18 protein-coding genes are annotated in these 16,902 nt (G+C 68.7%); 8 read left to right on the top strand and 10 right to left on the bottom strand.

Going from position 1 to position 16,902, the window contains the following annotated elements; genetic code table 11:
• Nucleotides 1–2: 2 nt before the first annotated feature.
• Nucleotides 3–1,256, top strand: coding sequence for an ROK family transcriptional regulator (locus EV647_RS15420; protein ID WP_134003267.1), 1,254 nt, complete (start codon nucleotides 3–5; stop codon nucleotides 1,254–1,256).
• A gap of 8 nt (nucleotides 1,257–1,264) precedes the next feature.
• Here the strand turns inward: EV647_RS15420 and EV647_RS15415 are convergent, their stop codons facing one another.
• Complete coding sequence (locus EV647_RS15415; RefSeq protein WP_134003266.1) at nucleotides 1,265–2,257, bottom strand: folate-binding protein YgfZ; 993 nt, start codon at nucleotides 2,255–2,257, stop codon at nucleotides 1,265–1,267.
• A gap of 110 nt (nucleotides 2,258–2,367) precedes the next feature.
• Between EV647_RS15415 and EV647_RS15410 the strand changes: the two genes are divergently transcribed.
• A complete protein-coding gene (locus tag EV647_RS15410) occupies nucleotides 2,368–3,189 on the top strand; it encodes an LLM class flavin-dependent oxidoreductase (RefSeq protein ID WP_134003264.1) in 822 nt (273 codons plus the stop codon).
• Between the two features lie 166 nt (nucleotides 3,190–3,355).
• Here the strand turns inward: EV647_RS15410 and EV647_RS15405 are convergent, their stop codons facing one another.
• A complete protein-coding gene (locus tag EV647_RS15405; protein WP_134003262.1) occupies nucleotides 3,356–4,729 on the bottom strand; it encodes a cation:dicarboxylate symporter family transporter in 1,374 nt (457 codons plus the stop codon).
• A 130-nt stretch (nucleotides 4,730–4,859) separates the two neighbouring features.
• On the opposite strand from EV647_RS15405, the gene EV647_RS15400 reads away from it, so the two are divergent.
• Both EV647_RS15400 and EV647_RS15395 read left to right on the top strand, forming a co-directional pair.
• Complete coding sequence (locus tag EV647_RS15400) at nucleotides 4,860–6,116, top strand: sensor histidine kinase (protein ID WP_134003260.1); 1,257 nt, start codon at nucleotides 4,860–4,862, stop codon at nucleotides 6,114–6,116.
• Nucleotides 6,109–6,786 (top strand): response regulator, encoded by a 678-nt coding sequence (locus EV647_RS15395; RefSeq protein WP_134003258.1) that lies wholly within the window; start codon nucleotides 6,109–6,111, stop codon nucleotides 6,784–6,786. Before EV647_RS15400 ends, EV647_RS15395 begins: the two co-directional genes overlap by 8 nt.
• Here EV647_RS15395 and EV647_RS15390 read toward each other — a convergent pair.
• Nucleotides 6,783–7,277 carry an FABP family protein gene (locus EV647_RS15390; protein WP_134003256.1) on the bottom strand — a complete coding sequence of 165 codons (495 nt, stop codon included), beginning with the start codon at nucleotides 7,275–7,277 and terminating at the stop codon, nucleotides 6,783–6,785. The two genes, EV647_RS15395 and EV647_RS15390, sit on opposite strands and share 4 nt — an antisense overlap.
• Nucleotides 7,278–7,442: 165 nt before the next feature.
• On the opposite strand from EV647_RS15390, the gene EV647_RS15385 reads away from it, so the two are divergent.
• Complete coding sequence (locus tag EV647_RS15385; RefSeq protein WP_134003254.1) at nucleotides 7,443–7,805, top strand: DsrE family protein; 363 nt, start codon at nucleotides 7,443–7,445, stop codon at nucleotides 7,803–7,805.
• Between the two features lie 55 nt (nucleotides 7,806–7,860).
• Here the strand turns inward: EV647_RS15385 and EV647_RS15380 are convergent, their stop codons facing one another.
• Both EV647_RS15380 and EV647_RS15375 read right to left on the bottom strand, forming a co-directional pair.
• Complete coding sequence (locus EV647_RS15380) at nucleotides 7,861–9,813, bottom strand: hypothetical protein (RefSeq protein WP_134003252.1); 1,953 nt, start codon at nucleotides 9,811–9,813, stop codon at nucleotides 7,861–7,863.
• The gene (locus tag EV647_RS15375) at nucleotides 9,813–10,370 is read right to left on the bottom strand and encodes a hypothetical protein (protein ID WP_238175487.1); all 558 of its coding nucleotides are present in this window, start codon (nucleotides 10,368–10,370) and stop codon (nucleotides 9,813–9,815) included. Before EV647_RS15375 ends, EV647_RS15380 begins: the two co-directional genes overlap by 1 nt.
• A 162-nt stretch (nucleotides 10,371–10,532) precedes the next feature.
• Between EV647_RS15375 and EV647_RS15370 the strand changes: the two genes are divergently transcribed.
• Nucleotides 10,533–11,684: a molybdopterin-dependent oxidoreductase gene (locus EV647_RS15370; protein WP_134003250.1), complete on the top strand. Its 1,152-nt coding sequence runs from the start codon at nucleotides 10,533–10,535 to the stop codon at nucleotides 11,682–11,684.
• Nucleotides 11,681–12,121, top strand: a complete 441-nt coding sequence (locus tag EV647_RS15365; RefSeq protein WP_134003248.1) for a hypothetical protein — start codon at nucleotides 11,681–11,683, stop codon at nucleotides 12,119–12,121. Before EV647_RS15370 ends, EV647_RS15365 begins: the two co-directional genes overlap by 4 nt.
• Here EV647_RS15365 and EV647_RS15360 read toward each other — a convergent pair.
• The gene (locus EV647_RS15360; protein WP_134003246.1) at nucleotides 12,064–12,888 is read right to left on the bottom strand and encodes a 3-keto-5-aminohexanoate cleavage protein; all 825 of its coding nucleotides are present in this window, start codon (nucleotides 12,886–12,888) and stop codon (nucleotides 12,064–12,066) included. The genes EV647_RS15365 and EV647_RS15360 overlap by 58 nt on opposite strands.
• A gap of 92 nt (nucleotides 12,889–12,980) precedes the next feature.
• Between EV647_RS15360 and dtd the strand changes: the two genes are divergently transcribed.
• Nucleotides 12,981–13,406, top strand: coding sequence for a D-aminoacyl-tRNA deacylase (dtd, locus tag EV647_RS15355; RefSeq protein WP_134003244.1), 426 nt, complete (start codon nucleotides 12,981–12,983; stop codon nucleotides 13,404–13,406).
• Between the two features lie 84 nt (nucleotides 13,407–13,490).
• On the opposite strand, the gene EV647_RS15350 is transcribed toward dtd, so the two are convergent.
• The 4 genes from EV647_RS15350 to EV647_RS15335 form a co-directional block, all read right to left on the bottom strand.
• Nucleotides 13,491–14,717 carry a choice-of-anchor P family protein gene (locus EV647_RS15350; protein ID WP_134003243.1) on the bottom strand — a complete coding sequence of 409 codons (1,227 nt, stop codon included), beginning with the start codon at nucleotides 14,715–14,717 and terminating at the stop codon, nucleotides 13,491–13,493.
• A 302-nt stretch (nucleotides 14,718–15,019) separates the two neighbouring features.
• Entirely contained in the window at nucleotides 15,020–15,316 is a 297-nt protein-coding gene (locus EV647_RS15345) for a DUF1416 domain-containing protein (protein ID WP_131294190.1), read from the bottom strand.
• A 1-nt stretch (nucleotide 15,317) separates the two neighbouring features.
• Complete coding sequence (locus tag EV647_RS15340) at nucleotides 15,318–16,166, bottom strand: sulfurtransferase (RefSeq protein ID WP_133787201.1); 849 nt, start codon at nucleotides 16,164–16,166, stop codon at nucleotides 15,318–15,320.
• Between the two features lie 12 nt (nucleotides 16,167–16,178).
• Complete coding sequence (locus EV647_RS15335; RefSeq protein WP_134003241.1) at nucleotides 16,179–16,625, bottom strand: DUF4395 domain-containing protein; 447 nt, start codon at nucleotides 16,623–16,625, stop codon at nucleotides 16,179–16,181.
• Nucleotides 16,626–16,902: the final 277 nt, after the last annotated feature.

Here is a 16,902-nt window from a genome sequence, read left to right as displayed (position 1 = left end):
GGATGAACGTGCCGCGGCAGACGTCTCGTGACCTGCGCAACGAGAGCCGGTTCGAGGTGCTGCACGCACTGTTCGCCCTGGGGCCGTCCACCAGGCAGGAGATCTCGCGGCACACCGGGTTGAGCCCGGCGACCGTCGCCACCCTCGTCACGCAGTTCCTCGCCGAGGGGGTGCTGCGGATCGCGACGGTCGAGCAGAACACGGTCGGCCGCCCGTACGAGCGGCTGACGATCGACCCCGACCGCGGCCGCATCCTCGGCATCGACGTGGCCGAGACGTACGTCGACGCCACGGTGTACGACGTCACTCTCCAGCCGCTCGCACAACATCAGGTCGCGCTCGACGAGCACGAGAGCGGACCGGCGTACGTCGTCGACGGCATCGTCCGGGCCGTCGACGCGGCGGTCGGGGCGGACGGCATCAAGCGCGACCAGATCATCGGCGCCGGCGTGAGCATGCCCGGCCAGGTCCGGCCGGACGCCGGGGTTTCGGTCTTCGCACCGAACTGGGACTGGCACGACGTCACGATCGAGGCGTTGCTCGCGGAACGCCTCGGCCTGCCGGTGTACGTCGACAACCCGCTGAAGGCCGTCGCGCTGTCGGAACTGTGGTTCGGCGTCGGCCGGGTGACCAAAAGCATGGCGGTGGTCAATCTCGGCACCGGGGTCGGCGCCGGCATCGTGATCGACAGGTCCCTGCTCCGCGGGGAGGCGAACAACGCGGGCGAGTGGGGACACACCTTGCTCCAGCTGGACGGCCGGCGCTGCCGGTGCGGCCGGCTCGGCTGCGTCGAGGCGTACCTGGGTGTGCAGGGACTACAGACCACACTGTCGGAAATCGACCAGGATCATGCCGCGCTGCGGGAGCCACAGCAGCGCGGGTTCGTGGATGCCGTCGCCGACGGGCTGGCGCGTGGTGACAGTGCGCTGGACGAGCTTGCCCGCCGTACCTCTCACTACCTGGCGGCGTCGCTCGGCGACCTGGTGAATTTGCTGAACATCGCGCACATCACGCTGACCGGGTGGACCACAGCGGCCTTGGGCGACTGGCTGATCCCCGCGGTCCGCGCAGAGCTGCCGGATCACGTCCTGCCGGGGTCCCTGCCCAACCTCACCGTCGAGGCGTCCCGCGTTCCCGGCAATCCGGTCGCGCTCGGCATGGCCGCGTTCAGCCTCGAACGGTTCCTGGGCACTCTGGGCCTGGCCAGCCCCGCCAGCATCCCGTCCCCTGGCCGCCGCCTCCGCTCACCCGTCTAGTTTGCGGCTTACAGCCGGGCGCGGACGTGCAGGCCGGCCTCGGGGTCGACCAAGAGCTCTTGGGTCGCGGTCACGGTCGGCTGGTCCTCAGCGACGATCTCGAGTACGGCGCTGGGGTCGACGTTGCGCTTGATCAGGGCGAGGGCGATCGGGCCGAGCTCGTGGTGGCGGGCCGCGGAGCCGATGACGCCGACCTGCTTGTCCCCCACGCAGACGGCGTACCCGTGCGCCGGCAGGTGGTCGACGGAGCCGTCGAGCAGCAGGCGGACGATGCGGCGCGGCGGGCGGCCGAGGTTGTGGACCCGCGCGACGGTCTCCTGGCCGCGGTAGCAGCCCTTCTCCAGATGTACGCCGACACCGAGCCATCCGAGCTCGTTCGGGATCGCGCGCTCGTCCGTGTCGAGCCCGAACCGCGGCGCGCCCGCCTCGATCCGGAGCGCCTCGTACGCCCAGATCCCGGCCGCGGCGCCCTCCAGCCCAGCCAACTCGGCGCGCGGCAGGAACACCTCGTGCCCACCCAGCGAGTCATCACCGCTACGGGTCAGATGCTCACCTTCGGGAGCGCCCGGCCGCCAGATGATCGCGTAGTCGTCGGTCACGTCCGCGATCTCGACGCGGGACATGAACACCATCTTCTGCAGCCACTCCACCAACGCGGCGGCCGCGCCCGGCTCGGTGTGCAGCCAGAACGTCTCGCCGTCGTCGACGCCGTACATCACGTGCTCGACGTGCCCGGTCGGAGACAGCAGCAGCGCGGTCGTCGACGTACCGGGTTTGAGGCCTTCGAAGTACTGCGTCGTCAGTGCGTGCAGCCAGGTCAGTCGGTCCGGGCCGGTGATCGTGACCACGTCGCGGTGCGACAGATCGACGAACGCCTCACCCGCGACCAGGGCCCGCTGCTCGCGCAGGTCCGAGCCATAGTGCGCCGCGACGCCCGCGTCGAGTCCGTCGGCCTCGACCGCGCCGGGCCGGTCCAGCAGGGGGCTGCGCATACGTGACATGTCACCAGAGTACGTCGGTCGGCGTACGGCGAACGCCTCCCCTCGTGGGATGTGGACAGACCCCATCGGCCGCGAGGCTGGAGTCATCCAACGACGGAGGGAGCAGGGCGATGAACGCGAGGCAGTTCCGATTCGGTGTGGCGGGCAGTCCGACGACCGGCGAGGAGTGGGTGAAGACGGTTCGGCAGGCGGCGGATCTCGGTTTCCAGACCGTGCTGATGCCGGACGGACTGCAGCTCCCGGCGCCGTTCTCCTCGCTGGCGATGGCGGCCGCGGTCGCCGACATCCGGGTCGGCACCTTCGTCGCCGCCGCGCCGTTGCGGACGCCGCGACAGACCGCCTGGGAGGCGCACACCCTGACCGTGCTCACCGACGGGCGGTTCGAGTTCGGCATCGGCACCGGCCGTCCGGTCGCGGAGCAGCAGACGGCCGAGGTCGGCCTGCGGTGGGGAACGGCGCGGGAGCGGCGCGAGCAGGTCATCGAGACCCTCGACCTGCTGCGCGAGCTCGACGGCGACCGCCGTACGCCGATCATGCTGGCCGCCGGCGGGCCGAAGGCGCTCGCGCTCGCGGCCGAGCGGGCCGACATCGTCTCGCTGGCCAAGGACGCGACCACTCCTCGCGCGGAGGTTGCGGCCGTCGCGCGCGAGTTGCGTGAGTTGGCCGGCTCCCGCGCCGACGACATCGAGCTCGCGATGAACCTGCTCGCCGCCGGCACCCGCCCGCTGCCGCCCTGGACCAAGCGCGCCTCCGGCGTCGACCCCGACGAGCTCGAGGCGATGGACTCGTTGATGCTGCTCCGCGGCACTCCGCAGGAGATGGCCGACGAACTCCTGCGCCGCCGCGACCAGATCGGCGCGAGCTACATCAGCGTCAATTCGGGCTACCTCGAGGACTTCGCACCGGTCATCGAACTGCTGGACGGCAAGTAGTAAGGCCCTGCCCGCCGACTTTGAGCACCGATCAACCAAAAATCCGGTCCGGAAATGGTTGATGGGTGCTCAAAGAAGCCGGCCAGTGATTGATCGGGGCACAAAGAACAGCGCGCTGCCCGCCGGTCTGTGGCCGGCAGGCAGTGCGTGGGGGTGGAGGGGCGGGTCAGGCGTCAGCTGATCGGGACTCCACCGCGGCCGGGACGTCGCCGGCGTGGGTGTCGCCGGCGGCGAAGGCGACCTCGTCGAACGGGTCGTTGCCGGCGAACACCTGCTCGGCCTGGTTCTTGTCGAACTCGCCGACCCAGTGGCCGACCAGGACGGTCGCGACCGCGTTGCCGGCGAAGTTCGTCAGCGCACGGGCCTCGGACATGAATCGGTCGATGCCGACGATCAGACCGACGCCGTCGAGCAGTTCCGGCCGGTGCGACTGCAGACCGCCGGCCAGCGTCGCCAGGCCCGCACCGGTGACACCGGCGGCCCCCTTCGACGCGACGATCATGAACAGCAGCAGGGAGATCTGCTGGCCGAGGGAGAACGGCTGGTCCATCGCCTCGGCGATGAACAGCGACGCCATCGTCAGGTAGATCGCCGTACCGTCGAGGTTGAACGAGTAGCCGGTCGGAACGGTGATACCGACAACGGACTTGTCGACGCCGAGGTGTTCCATCTTCCCGATCAGCCGCGGCAGCGCCGATTCCGACGACGACGTGGACACGATCAGCAGGAACTCGCGGCCCAGGTAGCGCAGCAACTGGAAGATCGAGATCCCGGTGACCACTCGCAGGATGGTGCCGAGGACGACCACCACGAAGATCAGACAGGTGATGTAGAACGCCAGCATGATCTTGCCCAGGCTGACCAGGGCATCCGTGCCGGTCGCGCCGACGACGTTGGCGATCGCGCCGAAGGCACCGATCGGGGCCGCCCACATGATCATCGACAGCACCTTGAACACCAGCCGCTGCAGATGGGTGATGCCGTCCAGGACCGGCTGGCCCTTGGAGCCCATCGCCTGCAGCGCGAAGCCGACCAGCAGCGCCACGAACACCGTTTGCAGCACCTGGCCCTCGGTCAACGAGGAGACGATCGTCTTCGGGATGATGCCGAGCAGGAAGTCCGACGTACTGGCGTGCGCGCCGGCCGCTTGCTTCTGGCCCGACTCACGCAGCTTTTCGGTCAGGTTCAGTCCGGAGCCCGGGTGGACCAGGTTGCCGACCACCAGCCCGATACCGAGAGCGACCGTCGACATCACCAGGAAGTAGACGAGCGCGAGACCGCCGACCCTGCCGACACGGGCGGCCTTGCGGACCGATCCGATGCCGAGCACCAGCGTGCAGAAGATGATCGGGCTGATCATCATCTTGATCAGGTTGACGAATCCGACGCCGAGCGGTTTCAGCTCGACGGCGAAGTCCGGGAACAGCAGACCGACACCGATGCCGAGTGCGACGGCGACGATGACGATGACGGCGATGTAGAGGAAATGGGTCCGGTCGTTGCGGACCGGAGTCGGACGAGGTTCGGTCGGGCTCGACATTGGTGGGACTCCCTTATCGGCCTGGCGGAGGGGTTGTGGGTAACTGTGACGTGACGCACAGGAGAAGTGCGCATTTCGTTCATATCGTTCGCAGTGCGAGTCAGGGACGGATTAGGGGCAAACTGTGCGCATGCGACACCGTCCGTGGGAGCTGCGCCGCCAGGTTCTCTGGCTGCAGAGCGTCACGGTCGCGGTCCTGATCGCGATGGTCTGGATCGTGATGGTCAGCCGGTCCCGCGCCCAGGCGCTCCGGGACGCGGCGGCCACCGGTCTGGCCGCACCGAGCTGGTGGGAGCTGGCCCGGCTCGACCTGCGCTCGATGCTCGGGATCGCGAGCCTGATGCTCGGCGTCGCGATCGCGGGTAACGCGCTCGTCACCTGGCGCGTCCGTCGCGCGACGCGCGGCATGGGCACGCAGTCGCTGGCGCGGATGCTCGACTTCTACGAAGGCGTCCTGCACGCGGCCCGCGAAGGTCTGATCCTGCTGGACCTCGACGGCCGGGTCCAGCTCGCGAACGACGAGGCGCTGCAGCTCCTCGGGTTGCGCGAAGTTGCACCCGGTACGCCGTTGGAGGAGCTCCCTCTCGGTGCAGCTCTGGCCGAGTTGCTAGGGACCGGGCGGACGGCGTACGACGAGCTGCACCTCGGCGCGCAAGGAGTCGTCGTCGTGAACCAGCAGCCGTCCGGGCGCGGGCGGATCGTCACGCTGCGGGACCACACCCAGTTGCAGCGGCTGCTCGGCGAGCTGGACGCCGTACGGAGTTTGGCGGAATCGCTGCAGGCACAGAATCATGAGGCGTCGAATCGGCTGCACACCGTGGTCAGCCTGATCGAGATCGGGAAACCGGAACGGGCGCGGGAGTTCGCGGTGTCGGAGCTGCAGTTCGCACAGGCGATGACGGATCGGGTCGTCGGCACGGTCGGCGATCCGGTGCTGGCCTCGCTGTTGCTGGCGAAGTTGTCGCAGGCGCAGGAGCGCGGCGTCGTACTGACCCTCGACCTCGGGCACGAAGCGCTGAACACCCGGCTGCCGGCGCAGGACGTGGTGACCGTGGTCGGGAACCTGCTGGACAACGCGATCGAGGCGGCGCGGGGCGGTCCGGCGCCGCGGAAGGTCGAGTTCCGGGCGGCGACGACCGCGGACGCAGTGGACCTGATCGTGACGAACACGGGTGCCGAGTTGGGGTCGGTGGAGTTGGCGCACATGTTCGAGCGTGGGTGGACGACGAAGGCGGAGCCGGGGCACGGGCTGGGGCTCGTGCTGGTGCGGAGCACGGTCGAGCGGTGGCAGGGTTCACTGATGGTCGATCCGGATTCCGAGCTGGACGAAGTACCCGCACTGACCGTGCGGGTCCGGTTGCCGCGGGCGGTGGGCGCGAGTGCCTGACCTACGCGTACTCGTCGTCGAGGACGATCCGGTCGCAGCGGAAGCACATCGCACGTACGTCGAACGCCTGCCCGGCTTCACGTGCGTGGGAGTCTCCGGTACGGCGGGGCGCGCACTGCAGGTGCTTGCGCGGGGCAACGTCGACGTCGTACTGCTCGACATGCACCTGCCGGACGGGCACGGGCTGGACGTCGTACGGCGGATGCGGGCCCTTGGCAATCAAACGGACGTGGTCGCGGTGACGTCGGCGCGCGAGGTCGCGGCGGTGCAGGCGGCCGCACGGATCGGGGTCGTTCAGTACGTGCTGAAGCCGTTCGCGTTCGAGACCTTGCGGGACCGGCTGTCGGCCTACGCACGCCAGCGCCGCGCTGCCGAGGCCGGCCAGGTCGTCGCGGATCAGGACGAGGTGGACCGGCTGTTGCATCCGGCAACGACCTCGTCGGTACCGAAAGGTCTCGCGGGAGGTGTGCTCGACCGCGTCGTACAGCTCCTCGCCGATCGCGAGGGCTGGACCGCGGAGGAGGTGGCGACGTCGCTCGGCACCTCGCGGATCACCGCCCGCCGCTACCTGGAACACCTCGCCGACCAGGGGCAGGCGCTCCGAACCCAACGCTACGACGGTCGCAGCGGCCGCCCGAAAGTCGAGTACTCCTGGGTGTCGGAGAGTTAGGACCGGACGAGGGTCGCCCAGAGGTGGGGCTGCAGGGCCTGGCCTTCGGCGGCCATGTCGTAGGCCCACAGGAGCTCGCCGTTGACGAGACCGTAGAGGCGGTGGCCGGCGGTGACTTCCTTGGCCGTGACGGTGCGCGCCACCACATCTGTCTGCAGCTCGATCTTCGCGCCGTCGATATCGCCGTACCAGATCTCGGCGATGCCGGTCGGGTGCGCGAGGATGACCTCGACCTTGTTGTCCGGCTGCGGACGCCAGAACCCGGTCTCGACGGCGAGCGGACGCTCCTTGGTGCCGTCCTCGCCGACCACGAACGTCTGGCTGACGTAGTGCAGGTACGGCTTGCCGTTGTGGGTGAAGTCGATCTGCTGCCCGAACTCGAACTTCTCGATGGTCGGGTAGTCACCGTGCCCGCGGCCCTCCCAGCGACCGAGCAGCCACGCGAGCGGGATCAGATCCGAGTGCAGGTCCTGCGGGATCTCGAACGCCATGGGGTCACTCAGTTCGCACGACGGCCGCGATACAGCCGGTAGACGACGAATGCCGAGAACCAGCCCATGAACACACAGACCAGGACCAGCAGCGTGGTGAAGACGACGTGCAGCACGTTGGTCAGTCTAGAGGATGGGTACGGCGGTTTCGGCTACGGTGGCGTGATGTCCCGCACGCTGGTGATCAAACTGACCGCAGGCGCCGAGGAGCCCGAGCGCGCCAACCAGGCCTTCACCGTCGCCGCCACCGCGGTCGCGGCCGGTGCCACGGTCTCCCTGTGGCTGACCGGTGAGGCCGTCTGGTTCGCCGTCCCCGGGCGCGCGGAAGCCTTCGAACTCCCGCACGCGGCGCCGCTCGCCGACCTGCTCACCGCGGTCCTCGAAGGCGGTCAACTCACCGTCTGCACCCAGTGCGCCAAGCGCCGCGATCTCACCGACTCCGACCTCCGCCCCGGCACACGCATCGCCGGCGCCCCCGCCTTCACCGAAGAAATCCTCACGGACAACACCCAAGCAATCGTCTACTGACAGCACGGTCCGCGGACGTCGATAGCCCGCGGACCTTGCTGTTGTTGTAGCTGGGTCATCGGAAGTCGCGGCCGCCGTCGCCGCCTCGGCCGTCGTTGCCTCGGCCGCCGCGGTCGCGGTCCTGGCCGCGTTGCGCGGCCGGAGTGCCGGGGCGGTCGTTGGTTGCGAGAGCCGCGTTCTTGGGGTCGACCTTGCTGAGCGGCTCCTGGTCTCCTCGAGTGTGGTGGAACTGCGCCTGCTCGTGTGGCGGGAGATCCTTGCCGGGACCGCGCTGCTGCTTGTCCCCCTGGGTCTCTCGTGCCTCGGCGATCGCCGGGTCCTCGGCTGCCCGCTCCGGCGGACGCCACTGCGTGCCCTGCGCCTGGCTGGTCGATGGGCCCTCGGTGGCGGGGGACGCTTGGTTCTGGTCCGCGAACTGGACTCCGTTCTGTCCGACGGTGAAGGTCTGCCCCTCGACCCGGTCGAGGTTGACCGCCTCCGCCGACTGGGATCCGCCCTGCTCCTGGCCTTCTACATCCGGGGCGGACTGCTCCTGTCCCTGCTGCCCGCCGTTGATGGTCACACTCGGACCGTTCTCGCCGGTCTGGTAGACGGTCCCGTCCCATTCCTGGTCGGAGTCCAGCTCAATGTGCGAACCGTCCCGCTCGGTGTCCCACTCGACCACCCGCTCGTTGGTCGCGCCGGGCGAGCTCTGTTCGGCTGACTGATCGACGTCGGTCTCCTCCGCAGCAGGCTCGGTCTGGCGCACGTTGTCCGCCTCGGCCGACGGATCGTCCACCGCGTTGTCCGCATCGACCGTCGACTCGTCGAGCGCGTTGTCCGCGTCGGCTCCCGGCTCGTTGAGCTCGTTGTCCGCGTCGAGGGTGGGGGCCGTCTGCTGGCCGGCCTGCTCGAGGTCGTTCTGCTGGAACCGCTCGTCGTTGCCGAGCGCCCCCTCCTCCGCCACGTACGGATCGACGCCCTCCTGCTCCGCAGCAGGCTCCGTCTGGCGCACGTTGTCCGCCTCGGCCGACGGCTCGTCCACCGCGTTGTCCGCATCGACCGTCGACTCGTCGAGCGCGTTGTCCGCGTCGGCTCCCGGCTCGTTGAGCTCGTTGTCCGCGTCGAGGGTGGGGGCCGTCTGCTGGCCGTCCTGCTCAAGGTCGTTCTGCTGGAACCGCTCGTCGTTGCCGAGCGCCCCCTCCTCCGCCACGTACGGATCGACGCCCTCCTGCTCCGCAGCAGGCTCCGTCTGGCGCACGTTGTCCGCCTCAGCCGACGGATCGTCCACCGCGTTGTCCGCATCGACCGTCGACTCGTCGAGCGCGTTGTCCGCGTCGACCGTCGACTCCCTGTCCGCCTCGAGGTCCTCCTGCCGGTCACCAGCGTTCTGTTCGTCGGCGAGTTCCGAGGCCCCGGCCACCGCGCCGGCTGCCGCCCCAGCGGTGACCGGGTCGACCCCGTCTGCGCGATCCTGTTGGCTCTCCCGCTCTTCCCGCTTACGGCGCTCGTCGTCCTCGCGTGCGCGTTCGTCCTCGCGGCGCTCGACCGAGTCGTCGACGCCGTCGCCGTCGCGGTCGTTCGCGTTGTCGAGCTCCTCGGCGGCCTCGTCCCGCCGCTCGGTCGCGTCGTCGCGGTGGTCGCGATCGAGATCGGTCCGGTTCTCGACCCGATCGTCGATCCCGTCCCGGTCGCGGTCGTTGTTCAGGTCCTGGTCCCGGTCCCGGTTCTGCTGCTGCAGGCGGTCGACGTCGCCGCGCAGGTTCTCGTTCTGCGACTCGAGATCGCGGACCTGTTCCTCCGCCCGCGCGGCCTCGCGCTCCAACCGGGCGGTGCGATCACGGGGATCTTCGTTCGACCGAGGGTCGGGGCCCCAGCGGTCCCGGATGACTCCCGTCTCGATCCCCACCCGGCGTCGCTGCCGCGACGTCAGGCGGTTCCAGACGTTCTGCCCGAAGTCCTTGTAGCGCTTGAACTCCCTGACCAGAATGCGCAGGAGGTCTTCCGCTTCAAGTTGATCCTCAGCCATCAGGCCACCTCGTTGGCATAGACGGAATATCCGAAACCGGCCGCGGTGTCCTCCGGCCCCGGCTGGGACGCGTACAGGTGGAACTCGGCTCCGGGCCGCAGCCAGACCGCCAGGTGCCGGCGGCGGCCGCGCCACTCCGGCGGAATGCGTAGGTCGTCGCCGGGCCCGACGTACACCGGCGGACCCCAGTAGCGACGGGCGATCTCGAGCTGGCCGGGCCAGTGCGCGTCGAGGCCTTCCTCGGCCTGCGGCAGCTCCGACGAACCGATCTCGTACGCCGACCAGCCGCTCCGCGGCGACTCCGGCAGTACGGCGTCCGGCAGCACGAGCATCACAGTCTCGCGCTGGGTGACCAGGCCCCAGGTGTACCGATCAGGATCGATGGTCCCCGGCGCCCAGGGACGCCAGCCGGTGGCATCTGTGACGCGGTTGACCAGGGCACGGATCGCGTCCATGCCGGTGGCCGGCGGCCCCCAGATCGGTCGCCAGTCGACGACCTCGGCCAGATCGGCCATCGCCCGCTCGTCATCGTCGAACGACCGCTCCTGCGTCTTCACTGCGCCACTCCTTCCATCAAGTTTGCCCAGAGTATGCCCCGACCGGTGCCACCAACTCCGGTACAGACGCGGACCTGTGGATAACTGGTTCCGGGTACGCCGTTCGCGAGCAGTAACCGCCGTACGCCGTCCACACGTCTCCGGCTGGGTTGTAGTAGAAACATGAAGCTCCCGGCACCTCCGACGGAGAAGTCGTTCCCGTCGCCGCTGCACCACCCGCGGGTGGCGACGGTCATCGGCCGCTGGCTCGCGGTCGCTGTGACGATCTGCTTCCTGACCGGTCTCTACAGCCACTTCGCCCAGGACGCCCCGAGCTGGCTGCCGATCCCCAGTCGTCCGGCCTCGCTGTACCGCGTGACTCAGGGACTGCACGTGCTGAGCGGGACCGTCGCGGTTCCGTTGCTGCTGGCGAAGTTGTGGACGGTCTACCCCAAGCTGTTCGCGAAGCCGCCGTGGCCGCCGAGCCGAAAGGCGCTCGCGACGATGCTGGAGCGGGCGTCGATCCTGGTGCTGGTTTCGGCGATGGCACTGGAGCTGTTCATCGGCTTCATCAACACCCTGCAGTGGTACCCGTGGCCGTTCCCGTTCCGGCAGACCCACTACGCGCTGGCGTGGATCATCGTCGGCGCCCTGCTGGTCCACCTCGCCGTCAAGCTCCCATTGATCCGCGCGAACTGGCGGCGTACGGCCGAGAAGGTGCCTGACTCATTGCCGCCGGCAATCACCGGGCTCACCCGGCGTGGGCTGTTCCGGACGGTTGCCGGCGCCGCGACGCTCGTCGGCATCACATCGGTCGGGCAGTCGGTCCCGGCGTTCGGTCCGGTCGCCGTCCTGGCGCCGCGGAAGCCGAACATCGGACCCCAAGGCCTGCCGGTGAACCGTACGGCGGAAGCCGCCGGCGTCACCGGAATCGACGAGAACTGGCGCTTCATGATCACGGGACCGCAGCAGCTCTCCTACTCGCTGGACGAACTACGGGCGCTGCCGCAGAGCCGCTCCGAACTGCCGATCGCCTGCGTCGAGGGCTGGAGCCAAGGCGCCCGCTGGGAGGGCATCCGGATCCGGGACCTGCTCGAACTGTCCGGAGCCCCGGCGCATTCGAGAGTGCGGGTCGTCTCGATGGAGAAGGGCGGGTTCTACGCGACGAGCGAGCTGCCACCGGATTTCGCCGCTGATCCGCTGACACTGCTCGCGCTCCGGCTGAACGGCGGTGAGCTTGCGCTCGACCACGGGTTCCCTGCGCGAGTCATCGCGCCCAATCGGCCCGGGGTCCTGCAGACCAAGTGGGTGCATCGACTGGAGGTCATCTCGTGAAGACCCGGATCGGTTTGGCCGTCGCCGGTGTCGGTGTCGGACTGTGGGGACTCTGGCTGCTGCTCAGCGCCCTGGAGCTACCAGCGCTGATCCGACTGCCGGTCTGGCTGGGCGGGGCCGTCGTGGCCGACGACTTCTTCCTGGTGCCGCTGACCGTCGGCGTCGGCTGGCTCTTCGTTCGATGGTCGGCCGGGCCCGATCGGCACCGTACGGTCGGCGCGGTGCGGACGACCTTGCTGTACGTCGGGATCACCAGCCTGATCGCCGTGCCGCTACTACTGCGGCAGGGCAAAGGTACGAACTCGACCGTGCTCGCCCGCGACTACCTCCGCGACTGGCTATTGCTGGAGGCAACGATCATCGTGACCGGGATCGCCGGCTACTTCTTCACCTTGAGAAGGTCGCGGGCCTCGTCCGGGGACATCGGCGGGCGCTGAGCGAGGGTCGCCAGGGCGGCGGCGCGTTCGACCAGTTCGGCGTTGTGCGTGACCGGGTGCCCCTTCGCCAGCGTCAGCGTGTCCTCCATGCCGACGCGGAGGTTGCCGCCCTTCGACAGTGCGGCCAGCGCGACGGTCAACGACGTACGGCCGATGCCGGTGGCGGACCAGGATGTGACGGCGTCGGGGAGCGCGTTGACGGCGGCGACGAGTGCGTCCGCCGTACCGGGCATGCCGCCGGGGACGCCCATCACCAGGTCGCAGTGCACGCGTCCGCCGTACGGCAGGCCGTACTTGTCGAGGAGCCGGTGCAGTGCGGCGACGTGGCCGAGGTCGAACAGCTCGAACTCGGGAACGACCTCGCGCTCCTGCGTGAGCTGGAACAGCTGCGTGACGAACGGCCACGGGTTCATGAACACGTCGTCGCCGAAGTTGACCGTGCCCATGGTCAGCGAGCAGGAGTCGGGTACGGCGTCCAGCACGCGGAGGCGATCCTCGTACGGATCGGTGACGGCACCGCCCGTCGAGAGCTGCACGATCAGCGCGGTGTTCTCCCGGACCGCCGCGACGGTCTCGGTCAGCCGGCCGAGGTCCAGCGTGGGCTTGTGCTCACCGTCGCGAATGTGGATGTGGATCATCGCCGCCCCCGCGGCCTCGCAGCGCTTCGCCGTCTCGACCAGCTCGTCGAGCGTGGTCGGCAACGCCGGACAGTCCGCCTTCGCGGTCTCGGCACCGGTAGGAGCAACAGTGATCAGAGTCGACGCCATGGACGAATCCTGCCAGATCGCATCTCGAAACGGATATTTGCCGGTCGGAGGGTCCGATGACCGGACGATCTCCCGCACGAGAAGATGTGGTCATGAGAGCCGTAGTACAGCGAGTCAGCCGGGCGTCGGTCACGGTGGACGGCGAGGTGGTCGGGGCGATCGACGGGCCCGGGCTGGTGGTCCTGCTCGGCGTCACCCACGACGACACCCCCGAGAAGGCCGCCGCGCTGGCCGCGAAGATCTGGACCCTCCGCATCCTCCACGACGAACGCTCCGCCGCCGACGAACAGGCCCCGATCCTCGCCATCAGCCAGTTCACCCTGTACGCCGACACCCGCAAGGGCCGCCGCCCCTCCTGGAATGCCGCCGCCCCCGGCCCGGTCTCCGAGCCCCTCTACAACTCGTTCTGCACCGCCCTCGAGTCCCTGGGCGCCAAGGTCGAACGCGGCATCTTCGGAGCCCACATGGACGTTGCCCTCACCAACGACGGACCCGTGACCCTGATCCTCGACGCATAAAGAACCGGCCCCCGGATCCGTGCGGGATCCGGGGGCCGGGGGTTCTGGGTCGGTGAGGTTCGACTCAGAGCGTGTCTGCTGAGATCAGCTGACGACGCCGGCGGCCGAGTGAGCGACGACAACCTTGGTGTTCAGGCTGTAGACGTCGACAACCAGCGCGTTGACCTCGATGTAGCGCTTCTGGCGCATGACCTGGTTGAAGGTCAGGCGAGCAACACCCGGGATGTCCAGGGTCTTGTTCTCGCCGGTCGGGACGGCGTAGCTCTTGCCGCCGACCCTGATGGAGGCGATCGTCGAGGACGAGCTGACGCCGGCCTTGCCGTCCTTGGTCTTCCACGCGGAGGCCGAGGACTCGATGGCGCCGATCGACAGGCTGCCGACCTTCACGCCCGCGACGTGCGAGGTGAAGTTGATGTAGGACTTGCCCTCGCCGATGGCGCCGTTCTTGGTGGTGTAGACACCGCCGACGTAGGCGACCTTCGGGATGTTCAGCTCGCCGACCGCGACCCGGACCGTCTTGCCCTCAGTGCCCTGGCAGGTGGTCTGAAGGGACGTGGCGTCGGAGACGACCAGCTTGTCGGCCCAGGCCTTGGTGCCGTACGCCGAACCGATGACCAGTGCGGTCGCCGGCTTCGAGATCTCCGCGCGGGTCTTCAGCACCGCGACGTCGACGCCCTGCGGGATGTACTGGTTCTTCACCGTCGCGTGCAGCACGACCGCCTGCGCGTACGAGTAGATGCCGGACGCGGTCTTCACGCCGCCGACACGGTTCAGAACGATGTAGCCCAGGCCCGGTACGGCGACCTTGGTGTTCGGCTTCGGGTTCAGCAGCGACGGCACCGTGACCGCGCCGATCCGCACGCCCGCGAAGGTGGTGCTGCCGGTGTAGGACAGCTGGCCCTTCGAGTACTTCGACGTGGTGGTGGTCTTCACGCCGGTCAGCGTGAGCAGGTTGCCGACGCGGATGTCGGCGGCCACCGCGTTGCTGGTGACGCCGGTGCCGCTGGCGTTGTTGAAGCTGTGCGTGTCGGTCTTCACCGAGCGCGCGATCGCCTGCCCGTTCACGTTCGCCGTGGCGATGTCGTTCTTGTCAGCCTTGTTGGCGTCCGTGGTGCAACCGAACTTGCTGATCACCTGCGGGCCACTGTTCGCCAGCCCGGATTGAACGTCGGTCCCGTACGCGTAACCGCTGTAGCCGAAAACCGGCGAGGCGGACGCGGAACCCGACGTCAGCGCAATCGTAGAAGCCACGCCGACTACCGCCGCAACTCCGACGGCGGCGAGCTTCTTGTATCCGATGCGGGGTCGCATTGACCCCTCCTCCCTGAGTGATGACGTGACCCGAAGTGCGGGTCAGGACACAGACACAACTCAGCCGACTGCGGTAGGTGACGAGCCGACCGCGCTCCGAGACCAAACCGTTACATCGTCGCTCGTTCCACGAGATTTCCCGGTCCCACCCGTAACCCGGCTGCGATGACCCGGAAATCCTTGACCGGCAGGCGATCCGAGCATGCCGAAGGGCCCGGACGCGCAAGGTCCGGGCCCTTCGGTGCTTACTTCAGGGTGGGCCACCGTCGGGTGGGGTGGCACCATCAGTAACGATCGAGTGCTCAGACGGTGACGGCCACTTCCGCGACCTCGCCGTACTGCGCGACCACCTGACGGTCGACCGGGTCGGCCTTCGGGGCCAGTGTGCGCAGCGTCCAGCTGCCCGGCGCCGCGAAGAACCGGAAGTGCCCGGTCGCCGAGGTCGGCACCTCGGCCGTGAACTCACCAGTGGAGTCCAGCAGCCGCACGTACGCGCCGCCGACCGGCTCCTCGCCACGCAGCACCTGGCCCTGGATCACGGCCTCCTTGTCGACGTCCACGCCCTTGAGGTCGAGTCCGCCCTGCTTCGCTCCGCACATGTCAGGCCTCCCCGGGCTCGTCGCCGAGAGCAACGGGTACGCCGACCAGCGAACCCCACTCGGTCCAGGAACCGTCGTAGTTCTTCACGTTCTCCTGGCCGAGGATCTCGTGCAGCACGAACCAGGTGTGCGCCGAGCGCTCACCGATCCGGCAGTACGCGATCGTGTCCTTGCCGAAGTCGACGCCGGCGTCGGCGTACAGCTGCTTGAGCTCGTCGTCGGCGCGGAAGGTGCCGTCGTCGTTGGCCGCCTTGCTCCACGGGATGTTCGCCGCGGTCGGGATGTGGCCCGCGCGCTGCGCCTGCTCCTGCGGGAGGTGCGCCGGCGCGAGCAGCCGGCCGGCGTACTCGTCCGGGCTCCGCACATCGACGAGGTTCTTCACGCCGATGGCCTCGTTGACCTCGTCGCGGAAGGCGCGGATGGTCAGGTCCGGGTCCTTCGCCTTGTACTCCGTGGCTTCGCGCTTCACGACCTCGTCGGTCAGCTCGCGGCTGTCCAGCTCCCAGCGCTTGCGGCCGCCGTCGAGCAGCTTCACGTCACCGTGGCCATAGAGCTTGAAGTACCAGTACGCGTACGCCGCGAACCAGTTGTTGTTGCCGCCGTACAGCACGACCGTGTCCTCGTTCTTGACGCCGCGATCGGACAGCAGCGCCTGGAACTGGTCCTTGTTGACGAAGTCCCGCCGGACCGGGTCCTGCAGGTCGTCCTTCCAGTCCAGCTTGATCGCTCCGGCGATGTGGCCGGCGTCGTACGCCGAGACGTCTTCGTCGACCTCGATCAGGACGACACCGGCGTCGTTCTTGTGCTCCTCGACCCAGTCGGCCGAGACGAGCGCGGATTCCCTGCTCATGTGTGCTGCCTCTCAGTTGGTAGCGGTGGTTGGCGTACGAATGCGGTGGATCAGCAGATAGGCCTCGCAGCCGAGGCAGAGCCCGACGGCCGCGTTCACGAACGCGGCGACCAGGGCGAATCCGGTGGCGACCACTCCCAGGACGGTCACGCCGGTCAGGTACCCGACCAGACCGACGACCGCGAAGACGAGGCCGACCAACTGGGCGAACCGCGGCGGGGCCGCGTCCTCCAGCTCCTTCGGCGGGCCCAGCCGGGGCCGGACCAGCCGCTTGAACAGCAACCCGTACGGCGACGCGCTCACGCCGAACGCGACCGAGATCGCGAACACCACGGCCTGCGCCGCGAGCGGCCAGGGGTTGTTCAGTACGAGCGTCAGCGCCAGGACGACCGTGGTGACGCCGGCCGCGAACCGGAGACCGCGCGGATCGACCTGTTGTGCCGTCTGTTGTTCGGACATGACGACTCCCGGTGAAGGAGGATGTCGAGCCGGAACCCGCCCGGGTCTGCGGGAGGCGACGTACGCGGAACCGTGCTCAGCGACCGGTTCCGCAGCGCTCGGGACGCCGCCTGGTCAGCGGCGACGACACAGAGAAGAGCGGACACGGCAGTTGTCCACTGCCCGTCGCTTCGTCAGCCATGTCGTGTAAACCACGCAACGAGACTACGGAACCTCGGCGGGCACACCACCCGTGGTCCCATCACGTGAGACAACTGATCAAACTGTGGACGCGTGC

The organism is Kribbella sp. VKM Ac-2566 (genome assembly GCF_004366005.1).
GTDB classification, from domain to species: Bacteria; Actinomycetota; Actinomycetes; order Propionibacteriales; family Kribbellaceae; genus Kribbella; species Kribbella pratensis.
This window is presented reverse-complemented; position numbering and strand designations above follow the sequence as displayed.